This is a genomic window from Bradyrhizobium tunisiense (assembly GCF_042263385.1).
In the GTDB taxonomy this organism is placed as follows: domain Bacteria; phylum Pseudomonadota; class Alphaproteobacteria; order Rhizobiales; family Xanthobacteraceae; genus Bradyrhizobium; species Bradyrhizobium tunisiense.
This window is the reverse complement of record NZ_JBHLEV010000004.1, coordinates 454,720-481,324: the sequence shown is the minus strand read 5'-3', so window position 1 is coordinate 481,324 and position 26,605 is coordinate 454,720. Positions and strand designations below refer to the sequence as shown.

21 protein-coding genes are annotated in these 26,605 nt (G+C 65.5%); 9 read left to right on the top strand and 12 right to left on the bottom strand.

Annotation, left to right across the window (positions count from 1 at the left end; genetic code table 11):
- The 6 genes from ACFDR6_RS21040 to hpaR form a co-directional block, all read right to left on the bottom strand.
- A complete protein-coding gene (locus ACFDR6_RS21040) occupies positions 1-3,270 on the bottom strand; it encodes a transglutaminase family protein (RefSeq protein ID WP_375859360.1) in 3,270 nt (1,089 codons plus the stop codon).
- A 341-nt stretch (positions 3,271-3,611) separates the two neighbouring features.
- On the bottom strand, positions 3,612-4,916 hold the full coding sequence (locus ACFDR6_RS21035) for a methyl-accepting chemotaxis protein (RefSeq protein ID WP_375859359.1): 1,305 nt from the start codon (positions 4,914-4,916) through the stop codon (positions 3,612-3,614).
- On the bottom strand, positions 4,894-5,412 hold the full coding sequence (locus ACFDR6_RS21030) for a PAS domain-containing protein (RefSeq protein ID WP_212081236.1): 519 nt from the start codon (positions 5,410-5,412) through the stop codon (positions 4,894-4,896). Before ACFDR6_RS21030 ends, ACFDR6_RS21035 begins: the two co-directional genes overlap by 23 nt.
- 227 nt (positions 5,413-5,639) lie before the next feature.
- Entirely contained in the window at positions 5,640-7,163 is a 1,524-nt protein-coding gene (locus ACFDR6_RS21025; protein ID WP_212081235.1) for a UxaA family hydrolase, read from the bottom strand.
- Positions 7,164-7,261: 98 nt separating this feature from the next.
- On the bottom strand, positions 7,262-8,038 hold the full coding sequence (locus tag ACFDR6_RS21020) for an HpcH/HpaI aldolase family protein (protein WP_008549964.1): 777 nt from the start codon (positions 8,036-8,038) through the stop codon (positions 7,262-7,264).
- Between the two features lie 184 nt (positions 8,039-8,222).
- Positions 8,223-8,741, bottom strand: coding sequence for a homoprotocatechuate degradation operon regulator HpaR (gene hpaR, locus ACFDR6_RS21015; protein ID WP_317240426.1), 519 nt, complete (start codon positions 8,739-8,741; stop codon positions 8,223-8,225).
- A 110-nt stretch (positions 8,742-8,851) separates the two neighbouring features.
- Between hpaR and hpaH the strand changes: the two genes are divergently transcribed.
- The 6 genes from hpaH (at position 8,852) to ACFDR6_RS20985 (ending at position 15,256) form a co-directional block, all read left to right on the top strand.
- Positions 8,852-9,658 carry a 2-oxo-hept-4-ene-1,7-dioate hydratase gene (hpaH, locus tag ACFDR6_RS21010; protein WP_212081233.1) on the top strand — a complete coding sequence of 269 codons (807 nt, stop codon included), beginning with the start codon at positions 8,852-8,854 and terminating at the stop codon, positions 9,656-9,658.
- Positions 9,659-9,690: 32 nt separating this feature from the next.
- Entirely contained in the window at positions 9,691-10,089 is a 399-nt protein-coding gene (locus tag ACFDR6_RS21005) for a 5-carboxymethyl-2-hydroxymuconate Delta-isomerase (RefSeq protein WP_212081232.1), read from the top strand.
- Positions 10,082-11,620, top strand: a complete 1,539-nt coding sequence (gene hpaE / locus ACFDR6_RS21000) for a 5-carboxymethyl-2-hydroxymuconate semialdehyde dehydrogenase (protein ID WP_375859358.1) — start codon at positions 10,082-10,084, stop codon at positions 11,618-11,620. Before ACFDR6_RS21005 ends, hpaE begins: the two co-directional genes overlap by 8 nt.
- Before the next feature lie 129 nt (positions 11,621-11,749).
- Positions 11,750-12,733 (top strand): 3,4-dihydroxyphenylacetate 2,3-dioxygenase, encoded by a 984-nt coding sequence (gene hpaD, locus ACFDR6_RS20995; RefSeq protein WP_375859357.1) that lies wholly within the window; start codon positions 11,750-11,752, stop codon positions 12,731-12,733.
- Entirely contained in the window at positions 12,733-13,602 is an 870-nt protein-coding gene (locus tag ACFDR6_RS20990) for a fumarylacetoacetate hydrolase family protein (RefSeq protein ID WP_375859356.1), read from the top strand. Before hpaD ends, ACFDR6_RS20990 begins: the two co-directional genes overlap by 1 nt.
- 25 nt (positions 13,603-13,627) lie before the next feature.
- Positions 13,628-15,256, top strand: a complete 1,629-nt coding sequence (locus ACFDR6_RS20985; RefSeq protein ID WP_375859355.1) for a thiamine pyrophosphate-dependent enzyme — start codon at positions 13,628-13,630, stop codon at positions 15,254-15,256.
- Here the strand turns inward: ACFDR6_RS20985 and ACFDR6_RS20980 are convergent.
- From ACFDR6_RS20980 to ACFDR6_RS20960, 5 genes are all read right to left on the bottom strand, one after another.
- The gene (locus ACFDR6_RS20980; RefSeq protein ID WP_375859354.1) at positions 15,234-16,475 is read right to left on the bottom strand and encodes an MFS transporter; all 1,242 of its coding nucleotides are present in this window, start codon (positions 16,473-16,475) and stop codon (positions 15,234-15,236) included. The two genes, ACFDR6_RS20985 and ACFDR6_RS20980, sit on opposite strands and share 23 nt — an antisense overlap.
- A gap of 55 nt (positions 16,476-16,530) precedes the next feature.
- The gene (gene alkB, locus ACFDR6_RS20975) at positions 16,531-17,184 is read right to left on the bottom strand and encodes a DNA oxidative demethylase AlkB (RefSeq protein WP_375859353.1); all 654 of its coding nucleotides are present in this window, start codon (positions 17,182-17,184) and stop codon (positions 16,531-16,533) included.
- Positions 17,185-17,193: 9 nt separating this feature from the next.
- Positions 17,194-17,940, bottom strand: a complete 747-nt coding sequence (locus ACFDR6_RS20970; RefSeq protein ID WP_375859352.1) for a 2OG-Fe(II) oxygenase — start codon at positions 17,938-17,940, stop codon at positions 17,194-17,196.
- A gap of 180 nt (positions 17,941-18,120) precedes the next feature.
- Positions 18,121-18,807, bottom strand: a complete 687-nt coding sequence (locus tag ACFDR6_RS20965) for a DUF2848 domain-containing protein (protein WP_375859351.1) — start codon at positions 18,805-18,807, stop codon at positions 18,121-18,123.
- A complete protein-coding gene (locus tag ACFDR6_RS20960) occupies positions 18,800-20,149 on the bottom strand; it encodes an amidase (protein WP_375859349.1) in 1,350 nt (449 codons plus the stop codon). Before ACFDR6_RS20960 ends, ACFDR6_RS20965 begins: the two co-directional genes overlap by 8 nt.
- 177 nt (positions 20,150-20,326) lie before the next feature.
- Between ACFDR6_RS20960 and ACFDR6_RS20955 the strand changes: the two genes are divergently transcribed.
- From ACFDR6_RS20955 to ACFDR6_RS20945, 3 genes are all read left to right on the top strand, one after another.
- Positions 20,327-20,740: a Zn-ribbon domain-containing OB-fold protein gene (locus ACFDR6_RS20955; protein WP_375859348.1), complete on the top strand. Its 414-nt coding sequence runs from the start codon at positions 20,327-20,329 to the stop codon at positions 20,738-20,740.
- 3 nt (positions 20,741-20,743) lie between these two features.
- The gene (locus ACFDR6_RS20950; RefSeq protein ID WP_375859347.1) at positions 20,744-21,883 is read left to right on the top strand and encodes a thiolase C-terminal domain-containing protein; all 1,140 of its coding nucleotides are present in this window, start codon (positions 20,744-20,746) and stop codon (positions 21,881-21,883) included.
- Positions 21,884-22,024: 141 nt separating this feature from the next.
- Positions 22,025-22,939, top strand: a complete 915-nt coding sequence (locus ACFDR6_RS20945; protein ID WP_212081220.1) for an SDR family oxidoreductase — start codon at positions 22,025-22,027, stop codon at positions 22,937-22,939.
- A 133-nt stretch (positions 22,940-23,072) separates the two neighbouring features.
- Here the strand turns inward: ACFDR6_RS20945 and ppc are convergent, their stop codons facing one another.
- A complete protein-coding gene (ppc, locus tag ACFDR6_RS20940) occupies positions 23,073-25,871 on the bottom strand; it encodes a phosphoenolpyruvate carboxylase (protein ID WP_375859346.1) in 2,799 nt (932 codons plus the stop codon).
- Positions 25,872-26,605 lie beyond the last annotated feature (734 nt).

Below are 26,605 nucleotides of genomic sequence, written 5' to 3'. Positions count from 1 at the left end.
TCATTGCAGGAGCGGGGTCCGCAAGTCGAGGGTCAGCGGAAACTCATTTGTGCGTTCCTCGGGCGGTGGCCGGACCGGTCCCGGCGTATGGCCGTGATCCTGGAAGCGCGCCAGCCGCCGCGCCTCGGCCTCATAGGTGTTGACCGGCTTGGTCTCGTAGCTTCGGCCGCCCGGATGGGCGACGTGATAGACGCAGCCGCCGAGCGAGCGGCCGTTCCAGGTGTCGATCAGATCGAAGGTCAGCGGCGCGTGGACCGGGATGGTCGGGTGCAGGCCGGAGGCCGGCTGCCAGGCCTTGAAGCGGACGCCGGCCACGGCCTCGGCCGAGCGGCCGGTCGAGGTCATCGGCAGGCGGCGGCCGTTGCAGGTGACGATGTGGCGGCCCTCGACGAAGCCCTCGGTCTTGACCTGGAGCCGCTCGACGGATGAGTCGACATAGCGCACGGTTCCGCCGGCCGAGCCCTCCTCGCCCAGCACGTGCCAGGGCTCCAGCGCCTGGCGCAGCTCCAGCGTCACGCCGCCATGATGGACGCGGCCGAAAGCGGGAAAGCGGAATTCGAGCTGGGCCAGATACCATTCCGGCTCGAAAGGGTAGCCGAACTGCTTCAGCTCGGTGAGCACGTCCAGAAAGTCTTCCCAGATGAAATGCGGCAGCATGTAGCGGTCATGCAGCGCGGTGCCCCAGCGCACGAACTTGCCGGTTTGTGGCTCGCGCCACATCTTTGCGATCAGCGCGCGGATCAGGAGCTGCTGCGCCAGCGACATGCGCGGATCGGGCGGCATTTCGAGCGCGCGGAATTCGACGAGCCCGAGCCGGCCCGTGGTCCCGTCGGGCGAATAGAGCTTGTCGATGCAGATCTCGGCGCGATGAGTGTTGCCGGTGATGTCGACGAGCAGATGCCGGAACAGCCGGTCCACCAGCCACAGCGGTGCCTGGGTGCCCGGCGGCGGCACATGCGAGAGCGCGATCTCGAGCTCGTAGATGCTGTCGTGGCGGGCCTCGTCGATGCGCGGCGCCTGGCTGGTCGGGCCGATGAACAGGCCGGAGAAGAAATAGGACAGCGACGGATGCCGCTGCCAGTACAGCACGAGGCTCTTGAGAAGATCAGCCCGGCGCAGGAATGGTGAATCCTGCGGCGAGGAGCCGCCGACCACGACGTGGTTGCCGCCGCCGGTGCCCGTGTGGCGGCCGTCGACCAGGAAGCGGTTGGCGCCGAGGCGCGTCTTGCCGGCGTCCTCATAGAGCCCGACGGTGATGTCGACCGCGTCGCGCCAGCTCCTGGCCGGCTGGATGTTGACCTCGATGACACCGGGGTCGGGCGTCACCTTGATGACTTCGATGCGCGGATCGAACGGCGGCGGATAGCCCTCGACATGAACCTGAATCTGCATCTCTTCGGCGGTCGCTTCGAGCGCCGCGATCAGTTCGAGATAATCCTCGATGCGCTCGACCGGGGGCATGAAGGCGCAGAGCACGCCGTTGCGGACCTCGACCGACATCGCGGTGCGCACGGGGACCGAGGTGTTGAGATGCTCCGGCTCGACCCGCGGTCGCGCTTCCGGACGCGCCGGTGACGTGAACACCGGCAGCTTGCCCCGTACCTCCATCGGATCTTGCTCGACGATGTAGGGATATTGGTTGGGCGGGACATAACCGAGCGAGCCGATCGGCAAGCGCAAGCCGAGAGGCGAATCGCCGGGCATCAGGAACAGATGATTGCGCCGGAGTTGCCAGCGCTCGCTGCGCCAGCGCGGCGGCGCGTTCCAGCGCTGCACCGGCAGCACGAAACCCCGCGGCGTGTTGAGACCCTCGTCGAACACGCGCGCCATGCGCGCGCGGGCCTCCGGATCGGACAATTTGGAGTCGGAGGGATCGACGTTGACGGGAAGCTCGGCCTCCTTCTGGAGCCAGTACGCAGTGTCCTCATAGGCCGGCATGATGTAGCCGGGATCGAGGCCGAGCCGCAACGCCGCACCCTCCACGAACGCCTGGGCGTCCTTGACCTCGGCGCGCCGCGGATTCTCGATCTTCGCGATCAGGTCGCCATTCTTCCAGATCGGCACGCCGTCCTTGCGCCAGTACAGGCCGAAGGCCCAGCGCGGCAGGCTTTCGCCGGGATACCATTTGCCCTGGCCGTAATGCAGCAGCCCGCCGGGCGCGAAGCGCGTGCGCAGGCGGCGGATCAGATCGTCGCCGAGCCCGCGCTTGGTCGGACCGACGGCTTCCGTATTCCACTCCGCCGCTTCGAGATCGTCGACCGAGACGAAGGTCGGCTCGCCGCCCATCGTGAGCCGCACGTCCTGCGCGGCGAGATCGCCGTCGACCTGCTCGCCGAGATCGTTGAGCCGCGCCCAGGATTCGTCCGAGAACGGTTTTGTGATGCGCGGCGCCTCGCGGATGCGCTTTACGCTCATGTCGAATTCGAACTCGACCTCGGCAAAGCCGGCGCCGCCGGAGATCGGTGCGGCCGAGCGATAATGCGGCGTGGCGGCGACCGGGATGTGGCCCTCGCCCGCGAGCATGCCGGAGGTCGCATCGAACCCGATCCACCCCGCGCCCGGCAGATAGACCTCGGCCCAGGCGTGCAGGTCGGTGAAGTCGTTCTCGACCTCGGGGGGGCCCTCGATCGGATCGATGTCGGGACGGATCTGGATCAGGTAGCCGGACACGAAGCGCGCGGCGAGCCCGAGATGACGCAGCGTCTGGATCAGGAGCCAGGCAGAGTCGCGGCACGATCCGGCGCCGGAGGAGAGCGTCTCCTCCGGTGTCTGCACGCCCGGCTCCATACGGATGATGTAACGGACGTGCTTCTGAAGCTCGCGATTGAGATCGACCAGGAAGTTGACGGTGTTCGGGGCGTCATGCGGGATCGTGTCGAGAAATTTGGCGAACAGGCGATCGGGTTTGACGGTCTCGAGATACGGCGCAAGCTCGGTCTTCAGGTCCTTGGGGTACTCGAACGGAAAGCTGTCGGCGTAAGGCTCGACGAAGAAGTCGAACGGGTTGACCACCGTCATCTGCGCCGTGAAGTCGACCTCGATCTTCAGCTCGGTCGTCTTCTCCGGGAAGACGTAGCGGGCGAGCCAGTTACCCTGCGGATCCTGCTGCCAGTTCACGAAATGGTTGGATGGCGTGACCTTGAGCGAATAGCTCAGGACCGGCGTGCGCGTATGCGGCGCCGGCCGGAGCCGGATGGTCTGCGGTCCCAGATCGATCGGGCGGTCGTATTTGTAGTGCGTGACGTGATGTAATGCGACGTAGATCGACACGGGGTGCGGTGCTCCAGCAGCTTTTTTGAGCAGAACACCTGATGTGGGTGCGATCAAGCACTAACAACGGGCAAAGGGTGCCTAGGAAGTATCCCGGTCACATCGTAGACCGGGCGGCACGGCGCAAGTGCGCCTTTGCCCACCCCACGAGACCGCCAGGTAAGATGCGGGCTAGGTGCTTTCTTCCTTCTCCCCTTGCGGGAGAAGGTGGCGCGCAGCGCCGGATGAGGGGTATGTCACCGCTCGCAGAGCTGTTCGTGAGGAGAGAGCCCCTCACCCGTCTCGCCGCTTTGCGGCGAGCCACCCTCTCCCGCGAGGGAAGAGGGAACGAGAGCGCCTCCCTACGCCGCCGAGGTCAGCCGCTGCAGAAACTGCGTGACCTCGCGCCGGAGCGTCTCGACCTCGCCACGGACGCGTTCGGAGGCGCTGTTGACGCGGCTGGCCACCCGGCCGGTATCGGCGGCGGCTTCGCTGATGCCCGACACGTTGGAGGAGACCTGCGAGGTGCCGGCCGAGGCCTCCTGGACGTTGCGGGCGATCTCGCGCGTCGCAGCGCCCTGCTGTTCGACTGAGGCCGCGATCGCGGCGGTGATGCCGTCGATCTCGCCGATGGTCTGCGCGATCGCCTCGACGGCTGCGACCGAATTGGTCGTCGATTGCTGCATCTCGCCGACCTTGGCGCTGATCTCCTCGGTCGCCTTCGCAGTCTGGTTGGCGAGGCTCTTGACCTCGGAGGCCACCACCGCGAAGCCGCGGCCCGCCTCACCTGCCCGCGCCGCCTCGATCGTGGCGTTGAGCGCGAGCAGGTTGGTCTGCTCGGCGATCTCGCTGATCAGCTTGACGACGTCGCCGATCCGCATCGCGGCATCCGCGAGGCTGCGAATTTCGCTGCCGGCACGATTGGCCTCGTCGACGGCGCGCCCGGTGCTCGTGGTCGAACCGGCGACCTGGCGGCTGATCTCCGCGATCGAGGACGCGAGCTGCTCCGCGGCGCTCGCCACCGTCGCGACATTGCTCGAGGCCTGATCTGACGCGCTGCGCATGCCCGAGGTCTGGCGGCTCGTGATCTCCGCCGCCGCCGCCATCTGGCCGGCATCGGATTCCAGATCGGTCGCGGCGCTCATGAGCGTGCCCGCAACCTCGTCGAGATGCGTGCCGAAGTGCTTTGCGAGGCCGGCGATCTCGACCACGCGGCGGCCGAGGCTGTCGGTGCCGGCATTGATCACGCTGGCCGAGCGGCGGAACGAGCCGGGCAAGCCGCGCGCGAGGATCTTGCGGAAATACTTGCCCCGGCTGGCATAGTCCATCGACGCCGAAGCCTCGCGGACGAAGGCGTCGGTGATGTCGAGCATGTCGTTGACCGACTTCTGGATGGCGCCGATCCGCCCGGCCTGGCGCTCGCTCAGGATCCGCGCTTCGAGATCGCCGCGCGCCGCCTTGCGGCACACATCGGCCACCTCATCAACGGCCATTGCCGCGCGGTGCTGACACCAGAGGGCATAGCCGAGCAGCGTGATCGCCGCGCCGAGCGGCGCTGCGCTGACGATTCCGCTCCAGCCGAGCAGTGAGACGGCGAACGCGACGGCGACGAGAAGACACGCGAGCGCGGTCGCTGCTTTCGCCTTAGAGAGAGAGCACGAATTCATCGTAAGCAACACCGTTTTGCTTGAGCAGAGCGACCATCACGTCGAAGCTTGCGCGCATGCCGTCCTTGGCATTGGCGTGGCGCGCCTCTTCCGCGCAGAGCGCTTTGTAGATCGGCTTGATGCGCTCGACAGGCGCCGGATCGGGCCTGCGTCGATTGGAGTGATAGCCGATGATGTTGCCGCGATCGTCGAGCGTCGGGGTGACATGGGCGAACACCCAATAATGGCTGCCGTCCCCGGCGAGATTGACGACGTAGGCGAAGATCTCCTGCTTGGCCTGGAGCGTATCCCACAGCAGCTTGAAGACGCAGCGCGGCATGTCCGGATGGCGGATCAGGCTGTGGGGCGCGCCCATCAGCTCCTTCCAGGAGTACTTCGCCATGCGGAGAAAGACGTCGTTGGCGTAGGTGATGCGGCCCTTGAGATCGGTCTTCGATACGATCAGCTCCTCCTCACCGAGGAGATTTTCCACCCCCGTGGGACGTATCGCTTGCATCGCTTGATCCTTGAACACAGGCTGGCCCCACCACGCTGTGGAGCCGCATCACACCCTGTCTACGGCAACAGTGTTAATCAGGTGTGAGTTTGGGAACCTCGGGGCGGGATGCGCGCCTCCGTATCATTACTTAGCGAGGGATCGTTGCATCCCGCGCAACCACACGCGCCCCTGTTATCACTTGATTCAATTGCGACTGCGTCGCGATTGCGCCGCACGCCGCGCGACTACATCGTCGCGCCGAGCACCCAGGGCGCGAACTCGGCGCCGCCGAAATCGAAGCTTTCGCTCTTGGTCGGTTGACCCGAGGCGGTCTTGAGGATGAGTTCGAAGATGCGCTGGCCGCATTGCTCGACGCTCTCCTCGCCTTCGAGGATGGTGCCGCAATTGACGTCCATGTCCTCTTCCATGCGCTTGTACATCGGCGTGTTGGTGGCGAGCTTGATCGAGGGCGCCGGCTTGCAGCCGAACACGCTGCCGCGGCCCGTGGTGAAGCAGACGAGATTGGCGCCGCCCGCCACCTGGCCGGTCGCCGCGACCGGGTCGTAACCGGGCGTGTCCATGAAGACGAAACCCTTCTTGGTGATGGGCTCGGCGTAACGCAGGACCTCGACGAGATTGGTGGTGCCGGCCTTCGCCATCGCGCCGAGCGACTTCTCCAGAATGGTGGTGAGACCGCCGGCCTTGTTGCCGGGGCTCGGATTGGCATTCATCTCGGCGCCTTCACGCGCTGTGTATTCGTCCCACCAGCGCATGAGGTCGACCAGCTTCTCGCCGACCTCGCGGCTGACGGCGCGGCGCGTCAAGAGATGCTCGGCGCCATAGGTCTCCGGCGTCTCCGACAGGATCACTGTGCCGCCGTGGCGCACGATGAGATCGCTGGCAGCACCGAGCGCGGGATTGGCTGACACGCCGGAATAGCCATCCGAGCCGCCGCATTGCAGCGCCACGGTGAGCTCGCTCGCCGGCACCGTTTCGCGCTTGACCTTGTCAGCATCAGTCAGCGCCTCGCGCACGAAGGCGATGCCGGCCTCGACCGTCTTGCGGGTGCCGCCGACCTCCTGAATGTCCATCGCGCGCAGGCGGCCGGCGAGCTTCTGCTCTTCCATCAGGCCGCCGATCTGGTTCACCTCGCAGCCCAGCCCAAGCACGATGACGTGGGAGAAATTGACGTGGCGTGCGTAGCCGCCGAGCGTGCGGCGGAGCAGCGCGAGCGGCTCGTTCTGCGTCATGCCGCAGCCGGTCTTGTGGGTCAGCGCGACCACGCCGTCGACATTGGGGAACTCGGCCAGCGGATTGTCGCCGGTGAAGGGATTCTTCTTGAAAACGTCGGCGACGAGGCTCGCGACATGCGCGCTGCAATTCACCGAGGTGAGAATGCCGATATAGTTGCGCGTGGCGACACGGCCGTCCGGGCGGCGGATGCCCTCGAAGGTCGCCGGCAGATCGAAATTCGGCGTCGGCTTGACGTCGGCGCAATAGGCATAGTCCTTGGCGAAATCGCCCATGCCGCAATTCTGCACGTGCACGTGCTGGCCCGGCGCGATCGGCACCGTCGCAAAGCCGATGATCTGGCCGTAGCGCTTGACCGGCTCGCCGACCGCGATCGGCTTGATCGCGACCTTGTGGCCGGAGGGAATGCGTTCGACCGTGGTCACGCCATCCGCCACCACCGTCCCCGGCGGCAGGCTGGCGCGCGCGATCAGCACGCCATCATCGGGATGCAGGCGGATGACTGGGCTGATGGTCATGGCAGGTCTCCTTCGGAGGCGAGTAGCGAATGGTGAGTGGCGAATGGAAAAAGGGAGTAGCCCTATTCGCTACTCCCCATTCGCCATTCGCGAGTTTCTTAAGCCTTGCCGCCCGAATCCTTGCGGGTCGCGTTGACCTGCATCTTGGCGTAGGTCGTCATCAGGCCGACCTCGTTCGACAGCGTCACCAGCTTGAAGCCCATGTTGATGGCGCGCGCCGCGCCTTCGGCGCCGCTGCAATGGATGCCCGGATTGAGGCCGCGCTTGCCGCACTCCTTGATGATCTTCTCGTAGATCGCGAGGATCTCGGGCTCGCTGCGGTCGAGCTTGGGTTCGAGGCCGTAGGAGAATCCGAGATCGGATGGCCCGATATAGACGCCGTCGATGCCTTCGACGTCGAGGATCGCTTCCATGTTCTCGACCGCGGTCTTGGTCTCCATCATCGGCAGCAGGATGGTGTCGGCATTCGCGGTCTTCTGATACGAGCCCGCGGTGCCGTACATGCCGGCGCGGATCGGGCCGTTGGAGCGCACGCCCTGCGGCGGATATTTGGAATAGGAGACCAGGTTCCTGGCTTCCTGCGGCGTGTTGACCATCGGGCAGATCACGCCATAGGCGCCGCCGTCGAGCACCTTGCCGATGATGCCGGGCTCGTTCCAGGGCACGCGGACCATCGGGGTCACGGGATGCTTGTCCATCGCCTGGAAGCACTGGACCATCGATAGATAGTCCTGCACGCCGTGCTGCATGTCGACGGTGACGCTGTCGAAGCCGCATTGCGCGATCATCTCGGCCGAGAAGCCGGAGGGAATTGCGAGCCACGCGTTGACCACGGCCTTGCCCGACTTCCAGATTTCCTTGACCTTGTTCGCCACGTTGCCTTCCTTCTTTGTTGTTTGGACCGTCGTCATTGCGAGCGACAGGGAGCAATCCAACATCCCTCGGCGGTGACACTCTGGATTGCCTCGGGGGCCGAGCCCTTCCCGATGGGCCGCACTTTGAGCGAAAAAAAGCGTGAATGTCCATGGCTATCGGCCGCGCGCGCGCGCATATCTGGCTTCACTCCTCGGCACTTGCCTCCTCGCCTGTCCCCAGCCCTGCGAGACTCTGTTCGAGCGCGCCTAGCATGTCCTGCAATTCGGCGAGCTTGCGTGCGCCAAAGCGCCGCGTGATCTCGGCATAGATCGCCTCCGAATTCGGCGCCACCGAGGCCATCAGCTTCACCCCCTCTTTCGAGATCGAGACCATGCTGCGGCGCTGGTCCGCCTTCGCGGTCTTGCGCTCGATCAGATTGCGCCCCTCGAGATCGCGCAGGATGCGTGACAGGCTCGGTCCGAGCAGGAAGGCGGTGCGCGCGAGTTCCGTAACCTCGACCGCTTCGATCGCCGCCAGCGCGCGCAGAATGCGCCATTGCTGCTCGGTCAAGCCGTGCTCGCGCAGCGAGGGGCGGAACTGCCGCATTACCGCTTCGCGGGCCCGCAGCAGCGACATCGGCAGCGAGCGCGAGAAATCGCGCATCGGCACCTGGCGCGCGGCAGGCGCGCTTCCGTTCGCTGGATCAGCCAGTCTCTTCACCATGACGCCCTTTCAAACCGCAATACGTTTGCAGTGCAGCAAGCCGAAATTGTGTTTGACGCATTCACTTAACATGTTAAGTATCTCCCGGCATCCCGATTTGTAAGATCACAATGGCGCTCTCCAACGACGATATCCAAGCTTGCGCGAGGCGTCTGCACCAGGCGGAGAAGACCCGCACGCAGATCAGGCAGCTCTCGCAGGACTTCCCTGGCATCACCATCGCTGATGCCTACGCGATTCAGAAGGCCTGGGTCGACGTCAAGATCGCCGAGGGCCGCATCGTCAAGGGCCACAAGATCGGCCTGACCTCGAAGGCGATGCAGAGCGCGCTCAATATCGACGAACCCGATTCCGGGGTGCTGCTCGACGACATGTTCTTTGCCGATGGCGGGCTGGTGCCGACCGAGCGCTTCATAGCGACGCGCGTGGAAGCCGAACTCGCCTTCGTCATGAGCAAGCGGCTTTCAGGCCCCGACTGCACGCTGTTCGACGTGCTCAATGCCACCGACTTCGTCGTGCCGGCACTGGAGATCCTGGATACGCGGATCGAGCGCGTCGATCCCAAGACGAAGGCGACGCGGAAGATTTTCGACACCATCGCCGACAATGCGGCCAATGCGGGCATCGTGCTCGGCGGACGGCCGATCCGCCCGCTCGACACCGATCTGCGCTGGATCGGCGCGCTCTGCTTCAGAAACGGACAGCTCGAGGAAACCGGCCTTGCCGCCGGCGTGCTCAATCATCCCGCGACCGCCGTTGCCTGGCTCGCCAACAAGATCGCGCCGCTCGGGCTCGCGCTGGAGCCCGGCCAGGTCGTGCTCGCCGGCTCCTTCATCCGGCCGATCGAGACCCGCAAGGGCGACACAATTCAAGCCGATTATGGCGCCTATGGCTCGGTGAGCTGCTACTTCGCGTAAAGCAATAAGACGACACAGGGAGTGAAGCTGCGATGCCGCATTTCACGATCGAATATTCGGCCAATCTCGACGGCCGTCTCGACATGAAGCTGGTGTGCGAGGTCGTGCGCAAGGCGGCGGTTGAGACCGGTATCTTCCCGCTCGGCGGCATCCGCGTGCGCGCCATCCGCTGCGAGCATTATGCGATTGCGGACGCACGACAGGACTACGGCTTTCTCGACATGGTGCTGCGCATCGGCGAGGGCCGCGATCTCAAGACGCGCCAGAAGGCCGGCGAACACGTCTTCCAGGCGCTCTCCCGCCATCTCGATCCCGTCTTCGCCGCCGGCAAGTTCGCTCTGTCGTTCGACATGCAGATCAACGACAAGGACACGAGCTGGAAGCGCAACAACATCCACGACGCCCTGAAAGCGGAAGCCGCCCATGGATAAGCCCAGCCCCAAAGCCGATGTGTTCCAGGCCAACTGCGACCGCGTCGCGCCGCTGTTGAAGCAGCTGCGTGCCGACGGAATCGGTCACATGATCGACGGCAAGACCGTTGCCTCGACCTCGGGCGAGACGTTCGAGACGAAATCGCCGGTCGATGGCACGACGCTCGCGAGCGTCGCGCGCGGCAGCGCCGAGGACATCGACCGCGCCGCAACGGCCGCTGCGCTCGCCTTCAAATCCTGGCGCGACATGGGTCCGGCGATGCGGAAGAAGCTGCTGCATCGCGTGGCCGACGCGATCGAGGACAATGCCGAGGACATCGCGGTGCTCGAATGCATCGACACCGGCCAGGCCTATCGCTTCATGGCCAAGGCCGCGATTCGCGCCGCCGAGAATTTCCGCTTCTTCGCTGACAAATGCGCGGAGGCGCGCGACGGCCTCAACACGCCGAGCGACGAGCACTGGAATGTCTCGACGCGCGTGCCGATCGGACCGGTCGGCGTGATCACGCCGTGGAACACCCCATTCATGCTCTCGACCTGGAAGATCGCCCCCGCCCTCGCCGCTGGCTGCACCGTCGTGCACAAGCCGGCCGAATGGTCGCCGGTCACCGCCGACATGCTGTCGAAGCTGGCCAAGCAGGCCGGTATTCCCGACGGCGTGCTCAACACCGTCCACGGCTTCGGCGAGGAAGCCGGCAAGGCGCTGACCGAGCATCCCGCCATCAAGGCGATCGGATTCGTCGGCGAGAGCGCGACCGGCTCGGCGATCATGGTCCAGGGCGCACCGACCCTGAAGCGCGTGCATTTCGAGCTTGGCGGCAAGAATCCGGTGATCGTGTTCGACGATGCCGATCTCGACCGCGCGCTCGATGCCGTGGTTTTCATGATCTACTCCCTCAACGGCGAGCGCTGCACGTCGTCGAGCCGACTCCTGGTTCAGGCCAGCATTGCGGACAAGTTCACCGAGAAGCTGACCGCGCGCGTGAAGGCGCTGAAGGTCGGCCATCCCCTCGATCCCGCCACCGAGATCGGACCGCTGATCCACGAGCGGCATCTGGCGAAGGTCTGCTCCTATTTCGACGTCGCGCGCCAGGACGGCGCGACGATCGCGGTCGGCGGCAAGGCCCATGACGGCCCGGGCGGCGGACATTATGTCGAGCCCACCCTGGTGACCGGCGCGCACGGCAAGATGCGCGTGGCGCAGGAGGAGGTGTTCGGCCCCTTCCTCACGGTGCTGCCGTTCAGGGACGAGGCCGACGCGATCGAGATCGCCAACGACATCCGCTATGGCCTGACCGGCTATGTCTGGACCAACGACGTCGGCCGCGCGTTGCGTGTCGCCGACGCGCTGGAGGCCGGCATGATCTGGCTGAACTCGGAAAACGTCCGCCATTTGCCGACGCCGTTCGGCGGCATGAAGGCGAGCGGCATCGGCCGCGACGGCGGTGATTATTCGTTCGACTTCTATATGGAAACCAAGCACGTCTCGCTGGCGCGGGGCACGCACAAGATTCAGAAGCTGGGCGTTTAGCGGCGGTGTCATTCCGGGGCGGCTCGAAGAGCCGAACCCGGAATCCATCGAGCAGCAGAGTTGGTGGATGAATGGATTCCGGGTTCGCGCTTCGCACGCCCCGGAATGACAGAATGAGGGGAAACGCACATGCCCGTACCGCAACACGTCTTCGAGCCGCCGTTCAACATCATCCGTTCCAGCCACGTCGTGCTCGACGTGACCGATCTGAAATTGAGCCGCGAGTTCTACGAGACCATTGTCGGCCTGCATGTCGAGGACGCCGACGACAAGGTCGTGTACTTGCGCGCCGCCGAGGAGCACCAGCATCACTCTCTGGTGCTGCGGAAGGCCGCGGTGCCGGCCTGTGCCCGGCTCGGCTTCAAGGTCGGCAATGACGGGGATCTCGACAAGGCCGCCGCCTTCCTCTCCGAGAACGGCCTCGGATACGCGTTCGTCGATCAGCCCTTCCAGGGCCGCACCCTGCAATTCACCGACCCCTTCGGCTTCCAGATCGAGCTCTATGCATCGATGGACCGGCGGCCGCATCTCTTGCGCCGTTACGACCTCTATCGGGGCTGCCATCCGCAGCGGCTGGATCATTTCAACGTCTTTGCCGCCGAGGTGCAGGACACCGTCGATTTCTATGCGCGGCTCGGCTTCCGCCTCACTGAATACGCCGAGGAGGATGGTCCGAACGGACGCATCGCCGCCGCCTGGATGCATCGCAAGGGCAACGTCCACGATTTTGCGATCACCAATGGCAAGGGCCCTCGCCTGCACCATTTCGCCTACTGGACGCCGACGGCGATGAACATCATCCATCTCTGCGACGTCATGGCTTCGCAAGGCTTCGTCAAGAACATCGAGCGTGGCCCGGGCCGCCACGGCATCTCGAATGCGTTCTTCCTTTACGTGCGCGACCCCGACGGGCATCGCCTCGAGCTCTACACCAGTGACTACTTCACCGGGGATCTCGACCACGAGCCGCTGCGCTGGTCGCTGCGCGATCCGCGCCGCCAGACGCTGTGGGGCGCGCCGGCCCCGCGCTCGTGGTTCGAGCAAGGTTCGCCTTTCTCAGGGCAAGCCGTGCGCGAGCCGAAATTCGTGGCCGACGTGCTGGTGGCGGACTGATGAAGCTGCCTCGTCTCGCCACCTATTCCGTCAAGGGTGATGTCAGCTATGGCGCCGTTCTGGAAGGCGGCATCGTCGATCTCTCCGCGCGTCACGCGAGAGACTATCCCACGCTGCGCGAGGTGATCGCTGCGGGCAAGCTCATCAGCCTTGCCGAAGAGGCCGCCGGCCGCAAACCGGATCACGCGCTCGGCGACATCACCTGGCTGCCGCCGGTGCCTGCGCCGGAGAAGATCATCTGCATCGGCGTCAACTATCCCGACCGCAATGCCGAGTACAAGGACGGCCAGGAGGCGCCGAAATATCCGAGCATGTTCATGCGCTCGCCCCGCTCCTTTGTCGGCCACGACACGCCGCTGGTGCGCCCGCGCGCCTCCGCGCAGCTCGACTATGAGGGCGAGATCGTGCTGGTGATCGGCAAGGAAGGCCGGCACATCCCGGAGAGCGCAGCGCTCGATCATATCGCCGCGCTCACGCTGTGCAACGAAGGCTCGGTGCGCGACTGGCTACGCCACGCCAAGTTCAACGTGACGCAGGGCAAGAACTTTGATTCCAGCGGCAGCCTGGGGCCGTGGCTGGTGCCCTACACGACGGAAGCGCAAATTGCGGACGTCAGGCTCACCACGCATGTCAACGGCGAGCTCAGGCAGGACGATCGCACCAGCCGGTTGATGTTTCCGTTCCGCTATCTCTTGAACTATATCTCGACCTTCGCAACCCTCGTCCCCGGCGATATCATCGTCACGGGCACGCCGACCGGCGCTGGTGCCCGGTTCGATCCGCCGCGTTACCTGAAGCCCGGGGACATCGTCGAAATCGAGGCCGAGGGCATCGGACGCTTGCGCAACGGTGTCGTCGACGAAGCCTGACCAACAATCGAAGTGGAATAGCCAGATGACCACCCTCACCGGCGGCGAAGCGATCGTAAGCGGGCTCGTCGCCCATGGCGTCGACACTGTGTTCGGCCTGCCCGGCGCGCAGGTCTACGGCCTGTTCGACGCCTTCCACCAGGCCCAGCTCAAGGTGATCGGCGCACGGCACGAGCAGGCCTGCGGCTACATGGCGTTCGGCTATGCCCGCTCCAGCGGCAGGCCCGGCGTGTTCAGCGTGGTGCCGGGCCCCGGCGTGCTCAATGCCAGCGCGGCGCTGCTCACCGCGTTCGGCTGCAACGAGCCGGTGCTGTGCGTCACCGGCCAGGTGCCGACGCAATTTCTGGGCAAGGGCCGCGGCCATCTGCACGAGATGCCGGACCAGCTCGCGACCTTGCGAACCTATGTGAAGTGGGCTGATCGAATCGAGTATCCCGGCAACGCGCCGACGGTCGTCGCGCGCGCCTTCCAGGAGATGATGTCGGGACGGCGTGGTCCGGCCTCGGTCGAGATGCCCTGGGACGTCTTCACCCAGCGCGCAGACACCGCCGCTGCCCGGATGCTGGAGCCCCTGCCCGCTCCGCAGCCCGATGCCGATCTCGTCAAGCAGGCCGCGGCGCTAATCAAGGCCAGCAAGGCGCCGATGATCTTCGTCGGCAGCGGCGCGATCGAGGCGGGCGAGGAGATCCTCGAGCTCGCCGAGATGATCGATGCGCCCGTGGTTGCTTTCCGCAGCGGCCGCGGCATCGTCTCCAACGCGCACGAGCTCGGCCTGACCATGGCAGCGGCCTACAAGCTGTGGCCGACAACCGATGTGATGATCGCGATCGGCACCCGCGCGGAACTGCCGGCGTCGGGCTTCCGCTGGCCCTTTCAGCCGAAGGGGCTGAAATCCATCCGGATCGACATCGATCCGGCCGAGATGCGCCGGCTCGCCTCCGATGTCTCCATCGTCGCCGACGCCAGGGACGGGACAGCCGATCTCGTCGCAGCCGTGAAGAGGGCCGGCTATTCCAAAAGCGGCACGCGGCGCCAGGAGATCCGCGAGGCCACGGCGACGGCGCAGGCGGAGATCCAGCGCATCCAGCCGCAGATGGCCTATCTCAACATCCTGCGCGAGGTGCTGCCCGCGAATGCGATCGTCACTGATGAACTGTCGCAATTCGGCTTCGCGTCCTGGTACGGCTTTCCGGTCTACCAGACGCGCACCTTCATCACCTCGGGCTATCAGGGCACGCTGGGCTCGGGTTTCCCGACCGCGCTTGGCGCCAAGGTCGCCAATCCCGACAAGCCCGTGGTGGCGATCACCGGCGACGGCGGCTTCATGTTCGGCGTGCAGGAGCTTGCCACCGCCGTTCAGTTCAACATCGGCGTGGTGACGCTGGTGTTCAACAACAACGCCTACGGCAACGTCCGCCGCGACCAGCGCGAACGTTTCGACGGCCGCGTGGTGGCGTCCGATCTCGTCAATCCGGACTTCGTCAAGCTCGCCGAGTCATTTGGCGTCGCGGCGGCGCGTGTCACCGCGCCGGATCAGTTCAAGGCCGCGATGGAGAAGGCGCTTAGCCACGGCGGGCCGTATCTGATTTCGGTGGAAGTGACGCGCGATTCGGAAGTCAGCCCCTGGGCGTTCATCCACCCGCCGAAGCCTTGAGCTCGACACCGGCCTGTAGCCGCGCGGCTGCGATCACCAGGAGGCCTGCACCTGCGACCGACCAGCAGGCGACCGGCGTCCAGTGCAACAGCGGCGCATATTCCGGCATCTTCTGCAGGCCGCCGGCGACCGCCGCCATGCGCGCAAACGTGCCAAACGCGAGTGCGGAGAAGACCAGCCCCGTCACCTTGCCTTCCGCGCCCGTCGAGCCGATCGCGAGCGCGGCCGAGATCGCGCTCATCAGCATGCAGCCCCACGCGGCGCCGGCGAGAAACTGCGCCGCGATCAGCGCGTTGAGGCTGCCGGCAAGCTCGGCCGCCGCGATCGCGACTGCGCCGAGCAATCCGGCGGCGCCCATCACGATCAGGCCGCCGCGATGCTTGACGACGAGGCTCGCCGGAAACATCGCGATGTTGAAGCCGATCCAGAATACCGGCATCAGCCATTGCAACTCGCCGGGGCTGGCGAACCGCAAGTAGGACGGTGCGCTGTTCATGGCGAAGTGCAGCTGGTAGCCGAGTGCGAGTGCGACCATCGCGACGATGAAGGCGATGGGCACCAGTCCGAGCGGCTTTGCTGCTTCGTCCGGCCGGGGCGGCACGGTGTCGCGCGCCACGTCATGCTCGATCCGCGACAGCCCGAGCGCCGTGAGCAGCAGCACGACGCTGGAGATCACGAACGGCAGCCGCGCATCGTGCTCGCGCAGCACGACGCCGAGATAGGGCGAGACCGCGCCTGCCACGCCGTAGCCGAGCATCGCAAGCGCCGCGAGGAACGGCACCTGCGGCTTGGCGCGATACTTGCCGAGCAAGGTCAGCGGCGGCGCGCGCAGCGCGGACGACGTAACCGACCAAACCACGATCAGTGCGATGAACCAGCCTTGCGCGGCCGCACCGGCTCCGGCGACGAAGGGCAGCGCCACGAACGCGGCGCAGGAGACGGCAGCCACGACCCCGACGAACAGGCCGAGCCTGCCGACATAAGGCGCGACCTTGTCGGCGGCGATACCCATTGCGGTGTCGGCAATGGTGAAGATCGCCTGATCCAGCATCAGAATGAAGATGACGGCGGACGGCGCAATGCCGACCTCGGCGGCAAGTTTCGGCAAGTAGACGACATAGGTCGTCCAGCCCAGCGTGAACACCAATTGCAACAGCGCCAGATAGAGACCGGTCCGGCGTGCCGTTCCCGTATCGCCCGAATGCTCCGTGGTCGTCATGGCGCCGCTTCCCCCTGACGCCAGCTTAGCGCAAGCAGGCCGGCGAGCAAACGCGTCACCGCGTTCTCCGGAACGTCAGATTGATCCGCTTCCGCCCGAGCAGCGCATGCTCGCCGTCGGCGAGCGGCGCGACACCGTGATAGGCCAGCCTGCTGGCCCCGCCCCAGACCACGACGTCGCCATGCACCAGCCGGAAACGGCGCGGTTTGTCGCTTCGCGCGAGCCCGCCGAACAGGAAGGTCGCTGGCAGTCCGAGCGAGACCGAGACGATCGGCGCGGAATAATCCAGCTCGTCCTTGTCCTGATGCAGCGACAGCCGCGTGCCGGGCTCGTACCGGTTGACGAGGCACGCATCGGGCGCGAAGTCTTTGAAGCCACCTTGCTCTGCCGCGCGGCGGGCGAGATCGCGCAGCACCGGCGGCATCGCCGGCCAAGGCGCGCCGGTGCGCGGATCGATGGGATCATAGCGATAGCCGGTATGATCGGTGATCCAGCCGCGCTCGCCGCAATTGGTCATCGCCACCGACATCAGATGGCCGCCGGGCGTCGTCATCCGCCGGAACGGCGACTGCGCCACGATCGCGCGGACCGCTTCGATCAACTCGCTCTCGATCGGCTTGACGAATCCGCGCAGCAGCACCGCGCCGTCCGCAATCTCCTCGCGCGACGGCTGCGTCTCGTCGACGCTGTCGAACAGATCAGCCGTCAATCGCAACACTCATTTGGCATCATGGAAGATCACACCCAGCGTGTGGCGCTGGCCGGACCTGATCCGGCTGACGCCATGGCGCATGTTAACGCGATAGGTGCCGCGTGTCCCCTGCACCGGACGATGATGCACGGCGAAAGCGACCGCATCACCTTGCGCCAGCGGTACCACTTCGGCGCGGGACTGCATACGCGGGCGCTGCTCGGTCAACACGAACTCGCCGCCGGTGAAGTCGCGTCCCGGCTCGGACAGGAGGATCGCAACCTGGATCGGGAATACGTGCTCGCCATAGAGGTCCTGGTGCAAGCAATTGTAGTCGCCGGCTTCATACTGCAGCAGCAGCGGCGTTGGCCGGGCCTGTCCCGCCTCGTGGCAGCGCTTCAGGAACGCTGCATGCGCGGTGGGATAGCGGATGTCGATGCCCATCGCCTCGTTCCAGCGGTTGGCGACGCCTTGAAGCTGCGCGTAGAGCGCCGGGCGGAGTTGCGCGATCAGATCGGGCAGCGGATAGGCGAAATACTTGTACTCGCCGCGACCGAAGCTGTGGCGGCCCATGACAATGCGACTGCGGAAGTGCGCATCGTCCGGGTAGAGCGCGGCGATAGCGCGGCATTGGTCGGGCGTCAGCAGGTTCTTCAGGACGGCGCAGCCCTGAGAGTCGAGTTCGCCGGTGATCTGAGGCCAGTCGAGGGCTTCGATGCGGGTGGCGCGATCGGTCGTCGGGCTTGCGGCCGAGATACGTTTCGCGGTTGCCATAGCGACATCCTATCTACATCCGTCATTCCGGGGCGCGACGCAGTCGCGAGCCCGGAATCCATTCCTCCACCGATTTGCTCCACGATGGATTCCGGGTTCGCGCCAAGAGGCGCGCCCCGGAATGACGAAGAGTGTTTGGCAGAACGCAACGGCTACGACCACCCGATTCCCGTAGGGAACCTAGCCCCGCACCGGCAGCGTCACGACGTCGTAGCCGTGCCTGATCGTGCGCTTCAGCACGGGGTCTTCCAGCTCGAAGTCGAAGCGCTCCGCAGGGCGGATGCCGCCCTTGGCGGCGAAGGTGCCGCCGAACATGGCGCAGCCGTCGGGGAATTTGCCCCCCTCGAAGCCGCGCGCGATCAGGTCGTTCACCGGCAGCATCGCATCGAGCGTGCCTTCCTGGTAGAGCACGCGCTCGCCGTTGATCGTGGCGAAGGAGCGCAAGATCATCTTGTCCCAATGGCCGATGACGTCTTCCAGCTCCCAGAGCGTCGAGGCGATCGGCTTGTCGCACATCTGCTTGGAGACGGTGACGTTGTAGGCCTCGACCTTGCGGTCGGTGTGGTCGGAGCCGCAGCCGACGAAGGTGCGGCCCTGCCAGCCTATCAGCACGAACTCGACCTCGCCGGAGGAATCACCGCCGGTGCATTCGATGCTGTCCTCCTGGGTCAGCCGCCGCGCCGATGCGCGATAGTAGATCGGCGTCGAGGCCGGCGGGGCAATGCCCATCTCCTGCAGCTCTTTGATATGCTTGTCGCGCGCAACGGGATCGCGGCCGGTCCAGCCGGCGATGACCATCTGGTCGATCGCCAGCGTCAGCGGCGTGGTGGTGTCCCGGGCATCGACGGTGAAAGTGAGATCAAACACGAATGACGGCCTCCATGCCGGCAGCAAGCTCGAAAATACGACGGTCCGATCCGCCCGCGCCCGCCAGCATCAGGCCGACGGGAATTTCGCCCTGGCGATGCGCGGGCAGCGAGATGGCGCAGCCGTCGATCATGTTGATCAGGGTGCAGTTGCGCAAGGCGCGCAGGTTCTCCCTGGTGAAGGCCTTGTCGTCGGCGAGATCGGCGATCTTCGGCGGCGTGTTCGCGGTGGTCGGCAGCACCAGCGCGTCATAGGGCGCGATGCGCGCGTTGACGCGGGCGATCAGCGAGCGGCGCTCGTTGAGGAGATCGATGTAATCGGCCGCGCTCTGCGCCTCGCCGCGCATGATCCGCACGGAGACGCGGGGATCGTAGACGTCGCCCTTCGCGTTGATGAGATAGCGATGCCAGGCGTAGCTCTCGGACGCGGCAAAGCCGCCCTTGGCGTTCATCGGGCCGATATCGTGGAACTCCGCCATCTCGATGCGCTCGATGATGGCACCATGATCGGACAGCGATTTCAGCGCTCGCTCGAAGGTATCAGCCACCTCTGTGTCGAGATCGTCGAGTGCGATCGTGGTCGGCACCGCAAGCCGCATGCCTTTCACGGGCCGCGGCTTCAGCGCCGTGATCGGCTCGTTGGCGAGCACGGCATCAAGTATGGCACAGCAACTGACCGATCGTGCCAGCGGCCCGATGCTGTCGAGCGAGAACGACAGCGGCACGGAGCCATCGAGCGGCACGCGCCGCTGCGTCGGTTTGTAGCCGACAATACCGTTGAAAGCCGCGGGAATCCGGCAGGAGCCGCCGGTGTCGGTGCCGAGTGCGCCATGCGCCATGCCGTCGAGCACGGAGACCGCAGCACCCGAGGACGAGCCGCCGGGCACGTGGCCTTCGGCACGGTTCCAGGCACCTTTCGGCGTGCCGTAATGCGGATTGATGCCGATGCCGGAATAGGCGAACTCGGTCATGTTGGTGCGCCCGATCACGACGAAGCCGGCCTTGCGCAAGCGCGCTACCGTCGCGGCATCCTGCTCGGCCGGCGGGGAATCGTCGAGCGCGCGCGAACCGGCGCGCGTCACCTGGCCCCTGATGTCGAACAGGTCCTTGATCGAGATCGGGATGCCGGCATAGCGCGACGGCGCCGCTTTGGCTTTGCGCAGGCCGTCCATCGCGTCGGCCGCCGCAAGCGCGGCCTCCTTGTCGACATGGATCAAGGCGCGCTGGCCTTCGCCTGAGGGATCGGCAATCCTGGCGATACAGGCCTCGACCAGCTTGCGGGCGGTGGTGCGGCCGCTTTCGAGGTCCTCGGCGAGCTTCGCCAGTGTCGGAAATTCGGGCATGTCTGTCTCACGGAATATTGTCGCGCGCAATCTATAGCGCTGCCTCAGTTCGACACAAGCATTGTGCGCATGATGGCATGCATGCGTATTGCTGGACCGTTGACGCCCCATGGTCGATTGTCGCATCAAGATCGAAACAGGCGGGCGTGAAGCCTGTTTCCTGGAGGAGCCGCCGAGATGGCCGAACCGCAGCGCGCGCGACCGAAACCGACGCCGGAGACCCAGCATTTCTGGGACGGCACGAAGGCAGGCGAATTGCGCCTGCAACGCTGCGACGCCTGCGCGCATGTCTACTTCCCGCCGCGCCCATTCTGCCCCTCCTGCGCCTCGCGCAAGGTTTCGATCTTCAAGGCGAGCGGCAAGGGCTTCCTCTACAGCTACGTGATCAACCACCGTCCCGCCGCGCCCGGCTTTACACCGCCTTACGCGATCGCGGTGGTCGAGCTCGACGAGGGGCCGCGCATGATGAGCAACATCGTCGACTGCCCGCAGACGCCGGAAGCGCTCGAACTCGACATGAAGCTGGAGGTCGCCTTCCAGGCACTCGACGACAAGATCACCCTCCCCGTCTTCCGTCCGGCGAAAGGGTAAGTCATGCGCAGCAACCAGGTTGCCGTCGTCGGCGCTGCCGAGACCACCGAGCTTGGCGTCATTCCCAACGCCTCGCAGCTTCAGCTTCACGCGGATGCCGCGCTCAACGCCATCGCGGATGCCGGGCTCAAGCTGTCCGACATCGACGGTTTTGCCACCGCGGTCGAGACGCCGCAGCAGGTCTGCCACTATCTCGGCATCAAGCCGACCTGGGTGGACGGCACCTCCGTCGGCGGCTGCTCCTTCATGCTGCACGTCCGCCATGCGGCCGCGGCGATCGAGGCCGGCCTGTGCAAGACCGTGCTGATCACCCATGCCGAGAGCGGCAAGTCGATGATCGGCAAGCTGCCGCGCTCGACGCCGGCCGACAGCCTCAACGGTCAGTTCGAGGCACCCTATGGCGTCTACGGTCCGCCCAGCATGTTTCCGATTCCCGTGCTGCGCTTCATGAAGACCTACGGCATCACGCATGAACAACTCGCCTCGGTCGCCGTGGTGCAGCGGGAATGGGCGGCGAAGAATCCGCGGGCTATGATGAAGGACCCGATCACCGTCGCCGACGTGCTCAGCTCGCGCATGATCGCCTATCCGTTTCGCCTGCTGCAGTGCTGCCTCGTCACCGACGGCGGCGGCGCGCTGATCCTGACCTCGGCCGACCGCGCCAGGGATTTTCCGAGGAAGCCCGTTTACATCATGGGCACCGGCGAGAGCGTGGAAACGCCGATGGTCAGCCAGATGGAGACCTTCAACTCCTCGCGCGCGTTCAAGACCGCGGGTCCACTGGCCTTTAGGGAGGCCGGCATCGCGCACAGGGACGTCGATCATCTCATGATCTACGATGCGTTTGCGCATCTCCCGCTCTTCGGCCTCGGCGACCTCGGCTTCATGCCGTATGAGGAGACCGGACAATTCATCGCGGACGGCAATACGCGGCCCGGCGGCAAGCTCCCGCTCAACACCAATGGCGGCGGATTGAGCTACATGCATTCGGGCATGTACGGCATGTATGCGCTCCAGGAGAGCGTGCGCCAGATGCGCGGGATCGCGCCGGCGCAAGTGCCGAATGCGAAAATTTCGGTGTGTCACGGCGTCGGCGGCATGTTCGCGGCGAGTGGCACGATCGTGTTTACGAACGAGAGGTAACTGACTGTCATTCCGGAGCGCGCGCAGCGCGAGCCCGGAATCCATCCGACCGCAACGACGGTAGCGGGATGGATTCCGGGTTCGTGCTTCACTCCGCCCCGGAATGACAGCGGAATTTGAAACGCATAGCGGAGAACCCACATGAGCAAATCACTGCAAGACAAGGTCATCATCGTCACCGGCGCAGGCCGCGGCATCGGGCGGGAGATCGCGCTGCTCTGCGCGGCCGAGGGTGCCAAGGTCGTCGTCAACGATCCCGGCGGCGCCGCCGACGGCGCCGGCTCGAACGCTGCGCCGGCCGAGGAGGTGGTCGAGGAGATCAAGAAGCGCGGCGGCACCGCGGTCGCCAATTTCGAATCGGTCGCCGAAGCCGTCCCCGCCAGCAAGATCGTGAAGACTGCGACCGATCATTTCGGCCGGCTCGACGGCGTCGTCAACAATGCCGGCATCCTGCGCGACATGATCTTCCACAAGATGAGCGTGGAGGCGTTCGAGGCCGTCATCAAGGTGCATCTGATGGGCTCGTTCTACGTCTCTCACGCCGCGGCGCGTATCTTCCGCGAGCAGGAGAGCGGCTCCTTCGTGCACTTCACCTCGACCTCCGGCCTGATCGGCAATTTCGGCCAGGCCAACTACGCCGCCGCCAAGCTCGGCATCGTCGGGCTCTCCAAGTCGATCGCGCTCGACATGGGCCGCTTCAACGTCCGCTCCAACTGCGTCTCGCCGTTCGCCTGGACGCGCATGATCGGGACCATCCCGACCGAGACCGAGGCCGAGAAGGCGCGCGTCGAGAAGATCAAGCAGATGGGACCTGAGAAGATCGCCCCGCTCTGCGGCTATCTGATCTCCGATTCCGCCAAGGACGTCACCGGCCAGATTTTCGGCGTGCGCATGAACGAGATCTTCCTGTTCAGCCAGAACCGCCCGATCCGTTCGGTGCAGCGGAGCGAAGGCTGGACTCCCCAGTCGATCGCCGAACACGGCATGCCCGCGCTGAAGGGCTCGTTCTACAAGCTCGACCGCTCGGCCGACATCTTCACCTGGGATCCGGTGTAAGCAGCACACTCTCTACGCGTCATGGCCGGGTTCGTCCCGGCCATCCACGCCTTGACCCACGGCACGAAGAACGTGGACGCCCGGGACAAGCCCGGGCATGACGTCGGGAATGGAGCGGCAACATCGCTCTCAATTACCCCGTATTCCGCAGCCCTGCCGAGATGCCGTTGATCGTCAACTGAATCCCGCGCAGCACCTGCTCGTCCGGGTTCTGCGCGCGATGCTCCTTCAAGAGCTCGACCTGAACGTGGTTGAGCGGATCGAGATAGGGGAAGCGGTGACGGACCGAGCGCTCCAGCAGCGGATTGCCCTGCAGCAGCCGGTCCTGGCCCATGATGTCGAGCAGCGTCTCGATGCAGGAATGCCATTCGCGGCGGATGCGGCCGAAGATCTTCTCGCGCAACGCCTCGTCCGGCACGAGCTCGGCATAGCGCGAGGCGATCGCGATCGAGCTTTTCGCCAGCACCATGTCCATGTTCGACAGCAGCATGCGGAAGAACGGCCATTCCTGGTAGAGCTCTTTCAGGAACGGCATCCCCTTGTCGGGATGATCCGCGATCCACTGCTCGACCGCGCTGCCGAAGCCGTACCAGCCCGGCAGCATCAGGCGGCATTGCGCCCAGGAGAACACCCACGGAATCGCGCGCAGATCCTCAATCGCGCGGGTCTTCTTGCGCGAGGCGGGGCGGCTGCCGATGTTCAGCGTCGCGATCTCGTTGATGACGGTCGAGGACCAGAAATACTCCACGAAGCCGTCGGTCTCGTAGACGAGGCCGCGATAGGCTTTGAAGGCGAGATTCGACAATTCGTCCATCGCGGTGAGATATTCGCGGCGCGGTGCGCTCTGGCGCGGATGCAGGAGACTTGCTTCGAGCGTCGCAGCCGCTAGGATCTCCAGATTGTTGCGGCCGACCTCGGCATTTGAATATTTCGACGAGATGATCTCGCCCTGCTCGGTGATGCGGATCTGGCCGTTCACCGCGCCGCCGGGTTGCGCGATGATGGCATCATAGCTCGGCCCGCCGCCACGGCCGACCGAACCGCCGCGGCCGTGAAACAGGCGCAGCCGCACATGATGCCGCTCGAACACCTCGACGAGACCGATCTCGGCCTTGTAAAGCTCCCAGCCCGAGGTGACGAAGCCGCCATCCTTGTTGCTGTCGGAATAGCCGAGCATGACCTCCTGCACGCTGCCGCGGCTGTCGACCAGACGCCGGTAATCGTGCAGCGACAGCATGCGGTCCATGATGCCGCTTGAGGCCTGCAGATCCTCGATGGTCTCGAACAGCGGTACGATGTTGATGGCGCTGCGCCCGGAGGGATGGACGAGACCGACCTCCTTCAGGAGCACCGCGACCTCGAGCATGTCGGACATGCCCTTGCACATCGAGATGATGCATTGGGGGATGGCGTCCGAGCCGAACTTCGCGTGCGCTTCCGCGGCGGCATGGAAGACGTTGAGCTCCCCCATGGTCTCGTCGCTGTACTTGACGAAGGGTGAGACCAGCGCGCGCGTCGAGCGCAGTTCGTTGGTGAGCAGCGAAATGCGGGCGTCCTCGCCGAGCGCGAGGTAGGACATGCCCGGGTTCGCGGCGTCCATCAGCTCGGCGATGGTGCGCTCGTGCACCGCCGAGTTCTGGCGGATGTCGAGCCGGGCGAGGTGAAAGCCGAAGCAATCCACCGCTCGCCTGAGCAGCCGCAACCGGCCGCGGGCAATGACGCGCGCGTTGTTGGAGATCAGCGAGCGGTGCAGCACGTCGAGATCGGCCTGCAACTCCTTCACGCTCTCGTAAGGCTTGCCCTTGCCGACCGGCCGGCGCGTGATCTCGACCTCGAGCTTCTCAGCCGTTGCGGTAAGGCGCGCATAGATGCCGGAGACCGCGAGGCGATAGGGCTCGCCGCTCCGGTGCGGCGAGGTATCCGGCGAGCGCTCCGCCAGGTTACGCAGCTCCTCGGAGACATCGGCCAGATGCGCCGCGATGGACAATTCCGAGCCGAGCACGTGCACTTCGTTCAGATAGAACTGCATGACGCGGCTCGACTGCAGCCGCAGCGTGCCGCGCATGACGTCGGCGGTGACGAAGGGGTTGCCGTCGCGGTCGCCGCCGATCCAGCTGCCCATGCGCAGGAACGAGGCAAGCTCGCCCGCCGCCTGCTCGCCGCCCTCGGCGAGCTTGTCTTCCAACGCATTGACGAGGCGCGGCACCTCGCGCAGGAAGGTGTAATCATAGAACGCCAGGCCGTTGGCGACCTCGTCGAGCACAGTGAGCTTGGTCCGGCGGAGCAGATTGGTCTGCCACAGCGTCAGCACCTCGCGGCGAAGCTGCTCGTCGCTGGCATCCGCCTCTTCCGCAGTCAGCGCGATGCGCTCGCGCCGATCCAGCAGCGCGGCCACCTCCATTTCGCGGTCCATCGTGCTCTTGCGGCGGACTTCGGTCGGGTGCGCGGTCAGTACGGGGCTGACGAGAGCGTCCTTGAAGAACGTCCTCAGTTCGGCCGCGCTCAAACCCGCATCCTTGGCATTCGCCAGCGTGCCCGCGAGCATCCCTGCCCCGCCGCTCCTCGAGGCGCTGCGTGCGCGCATCTGGCGGATGTTGTTGTGGTCCTCGGCGATGTTGGCAAGGTGCGAGAAATAGCTGAAGGCGCGCACGATCCGCAGGGTATCGGGGATCGACATGCCGTCCAGGATTTGCTCGAGCTCGCGGCGGGCGAGCCGGTCCTCGTCGCGGTGAAACCGGATCGAGGTCTGGCGAATGCGCTCGACCAGGTCGAATACAGCAGCGCCCTCCTGGTCGCGCACAGTGTCCCCGAGGATGCGCCCGAGCAGACGGATGTCATCCCGCAGCCGCGTCTCCGCTTCCGTGGCCTGGACGTCCTCGGGACGGTTGGGGCGCTGCTCGGCGCTATCGGATGGAATGGTCTGGAGGGACATGGCTCGCTCCTCTCGCAGAGCTCCCTGCGGCTCCCCGGCCTGTCGAGTGTGCGATATTTTTCTACCGCAACGCAAGATGAACTTGGGAGCGGTGCACACGGCCACTGCGCCGTGTCCCGGACCTGCTGCAATGCCTCCTAGCGTTGCTGCGCAGAGCCGACCCCGGAGCCGCACCGTTCGCGATGTGGGCCCCGGCTCTGCAGCGTGTCGCTAAGGAGTGCCGCGCTGCGTCCACGGCAGTAGAGCCGATCTCGGCAAGCACGCCTTCGCGGCCTCGCGGCGCGTTCCGCCCGAGCTTTGCTGTCCGTTTCGCCCCCATCGAGAACAAAGGGCGCAGGGAAGGCCGGGCGCCGCCGGCACCCAGGGTCCGCACGCGAAAGACGCACGCGGGGTGACCACAGGTGACGCCGGGACATTCCGGCCCTCCCTGCGCAATGGTTTTACGGCTTATGGCGTGCTCTCCCCGGGGAGCGATGCACTATTGCCCCCGTCGCCTTGCGGATCGCTGATGCGCGCACCCGGTCGGGCCGCGTCATCACCGCAAGCCTTGACGCACAGACCCGGGGCGTCAGGACCACACGCTTTTGCCGTCCGCGGACGTCCCTCCCCGGACAGTCGGAAGCTCGCGCGTGCTCGCCCCCAACGCCGAAAAGAAACGCTGTGACCACGCCGTGTCGTATCGCGGATCGCGATGGCTCACGAGGCTAGCCCGCCCTGCCATCCCGTCGCGCGCC

Coding starts and splice junctions, on each gene's coding strand:
- ACFDR6_RS21035 (WP_375859359.1), bottom strand. CDS start 4,916: ATGAATTCGTGCTCTCTCTCTAAGGCGAAAGCAGCGACCGCGCTCGCG.
- ACFDR6_RS21030 (WP_212081236.1), bottom strand. CDS start 5,412: ATGCAAGCGATACGTCCCACGGGGGTGGAAAATCTCCTCGGTGAGGAG.
- ACFDR6_RS21025 (WP_212081235.1), bottom strand. CDS start 7,163: ATGACCATCAGCCCAGTCATCCGCCTGCATCCCGATGATGGCGTGCTG.
- hpaR (WP_317240426.1), bottom strand. CDS start 8,741: ATGGTGAAGAGACTGGCTGATCCAGCGAACGGAAGCGCGCCTGCCGCG.
- hpaH (WP_212081233.1), top strand. CDS start 8,852: ATGGCGCTCTCCAACGACGATATCCAAGCTTGCGCGAGGCGTCTGCAC.
- ACFDR6_RS21005 (WP_212081232.1), top strand. CDS start 9,691: ATGCCGCATTTCACGATCGAATATTCGGCCAATCTCGACGGCCGTCTC.
- hpaE (WP_375859358.1), top strand. CDS start 10,082: ATGGATAAGCCCAGCCCCAAAGCCGATGTGTTCCAGGCCAACTGCGAC.
- hpaD (WP_375859357.1), top strand. CDS start 11,750: ATGCCCGTACCGCAACACGTCTTCGAGCCGCCGTTCAACATCATCCGT.
- ACFDR6_RS20990 (WP_375859356.1), top strand. CDS start 12,733: ATGAAGCTGCCTCGTCTCGCCACCTATTCCGTCAAGGGTGATGTCAGC.
- ACFDR6_RS20985 (WP_375859355.1), top strand. CDS start 13,628: ATGACCACCCTCACCGGCGGCGAAGCGATCGTAAGCGGGCTCGTCGCC.
- ACFDR6_RS20980 (WP_375859354.1), bottom strand. CDS start 16,475: ATGACGACCACGGAGCATTCGGGCGATACGGGAACGGCACGCCGGACC.
- ACFDR6_RS20970 (WP_375859352.1), bottom strand. CDS start 17,940: ATGGCAACCGCGAAACGTATCTCGGCCGCAAGCCCGACGACCGATCGC.
- ACFDR6_RS20960 (WP_375859349.1), bottom strand. CDS start 20,149: ATGCCCGAATTTCCGACACTGGCGAAGCTCGCCGAGGACCTCGAAAGC.
- ACFDR6_RS20955 (WP_375859348.1), top strand. CDS start 20,327: ATGGCCGAACCGCAGCGCGCGCGACCGAAACCGACGCCGGAGACCCAG.
- ACFDR6_RS20950 (WP_375859347.1), top strand. CDS start 20,744: ATGCGCAGCAACCAGGTTGCCGTCGTCGGCGCTGCCGAGACCACCGAG.
- ACFDR6_RS20945 (WP_212081220.1), top strand. CDS start 22,025: ATGAGCAAATCACTGCAAGACAAGGTCATCATCGTCACCGGCGCAGGC.
- ppc (WP_375859346.1), bottom strand. CDS start 25,871: ATGTCCCTCCAGACCATTCCATCCGATAGCGCCGAGCAGCGCCCCAAC.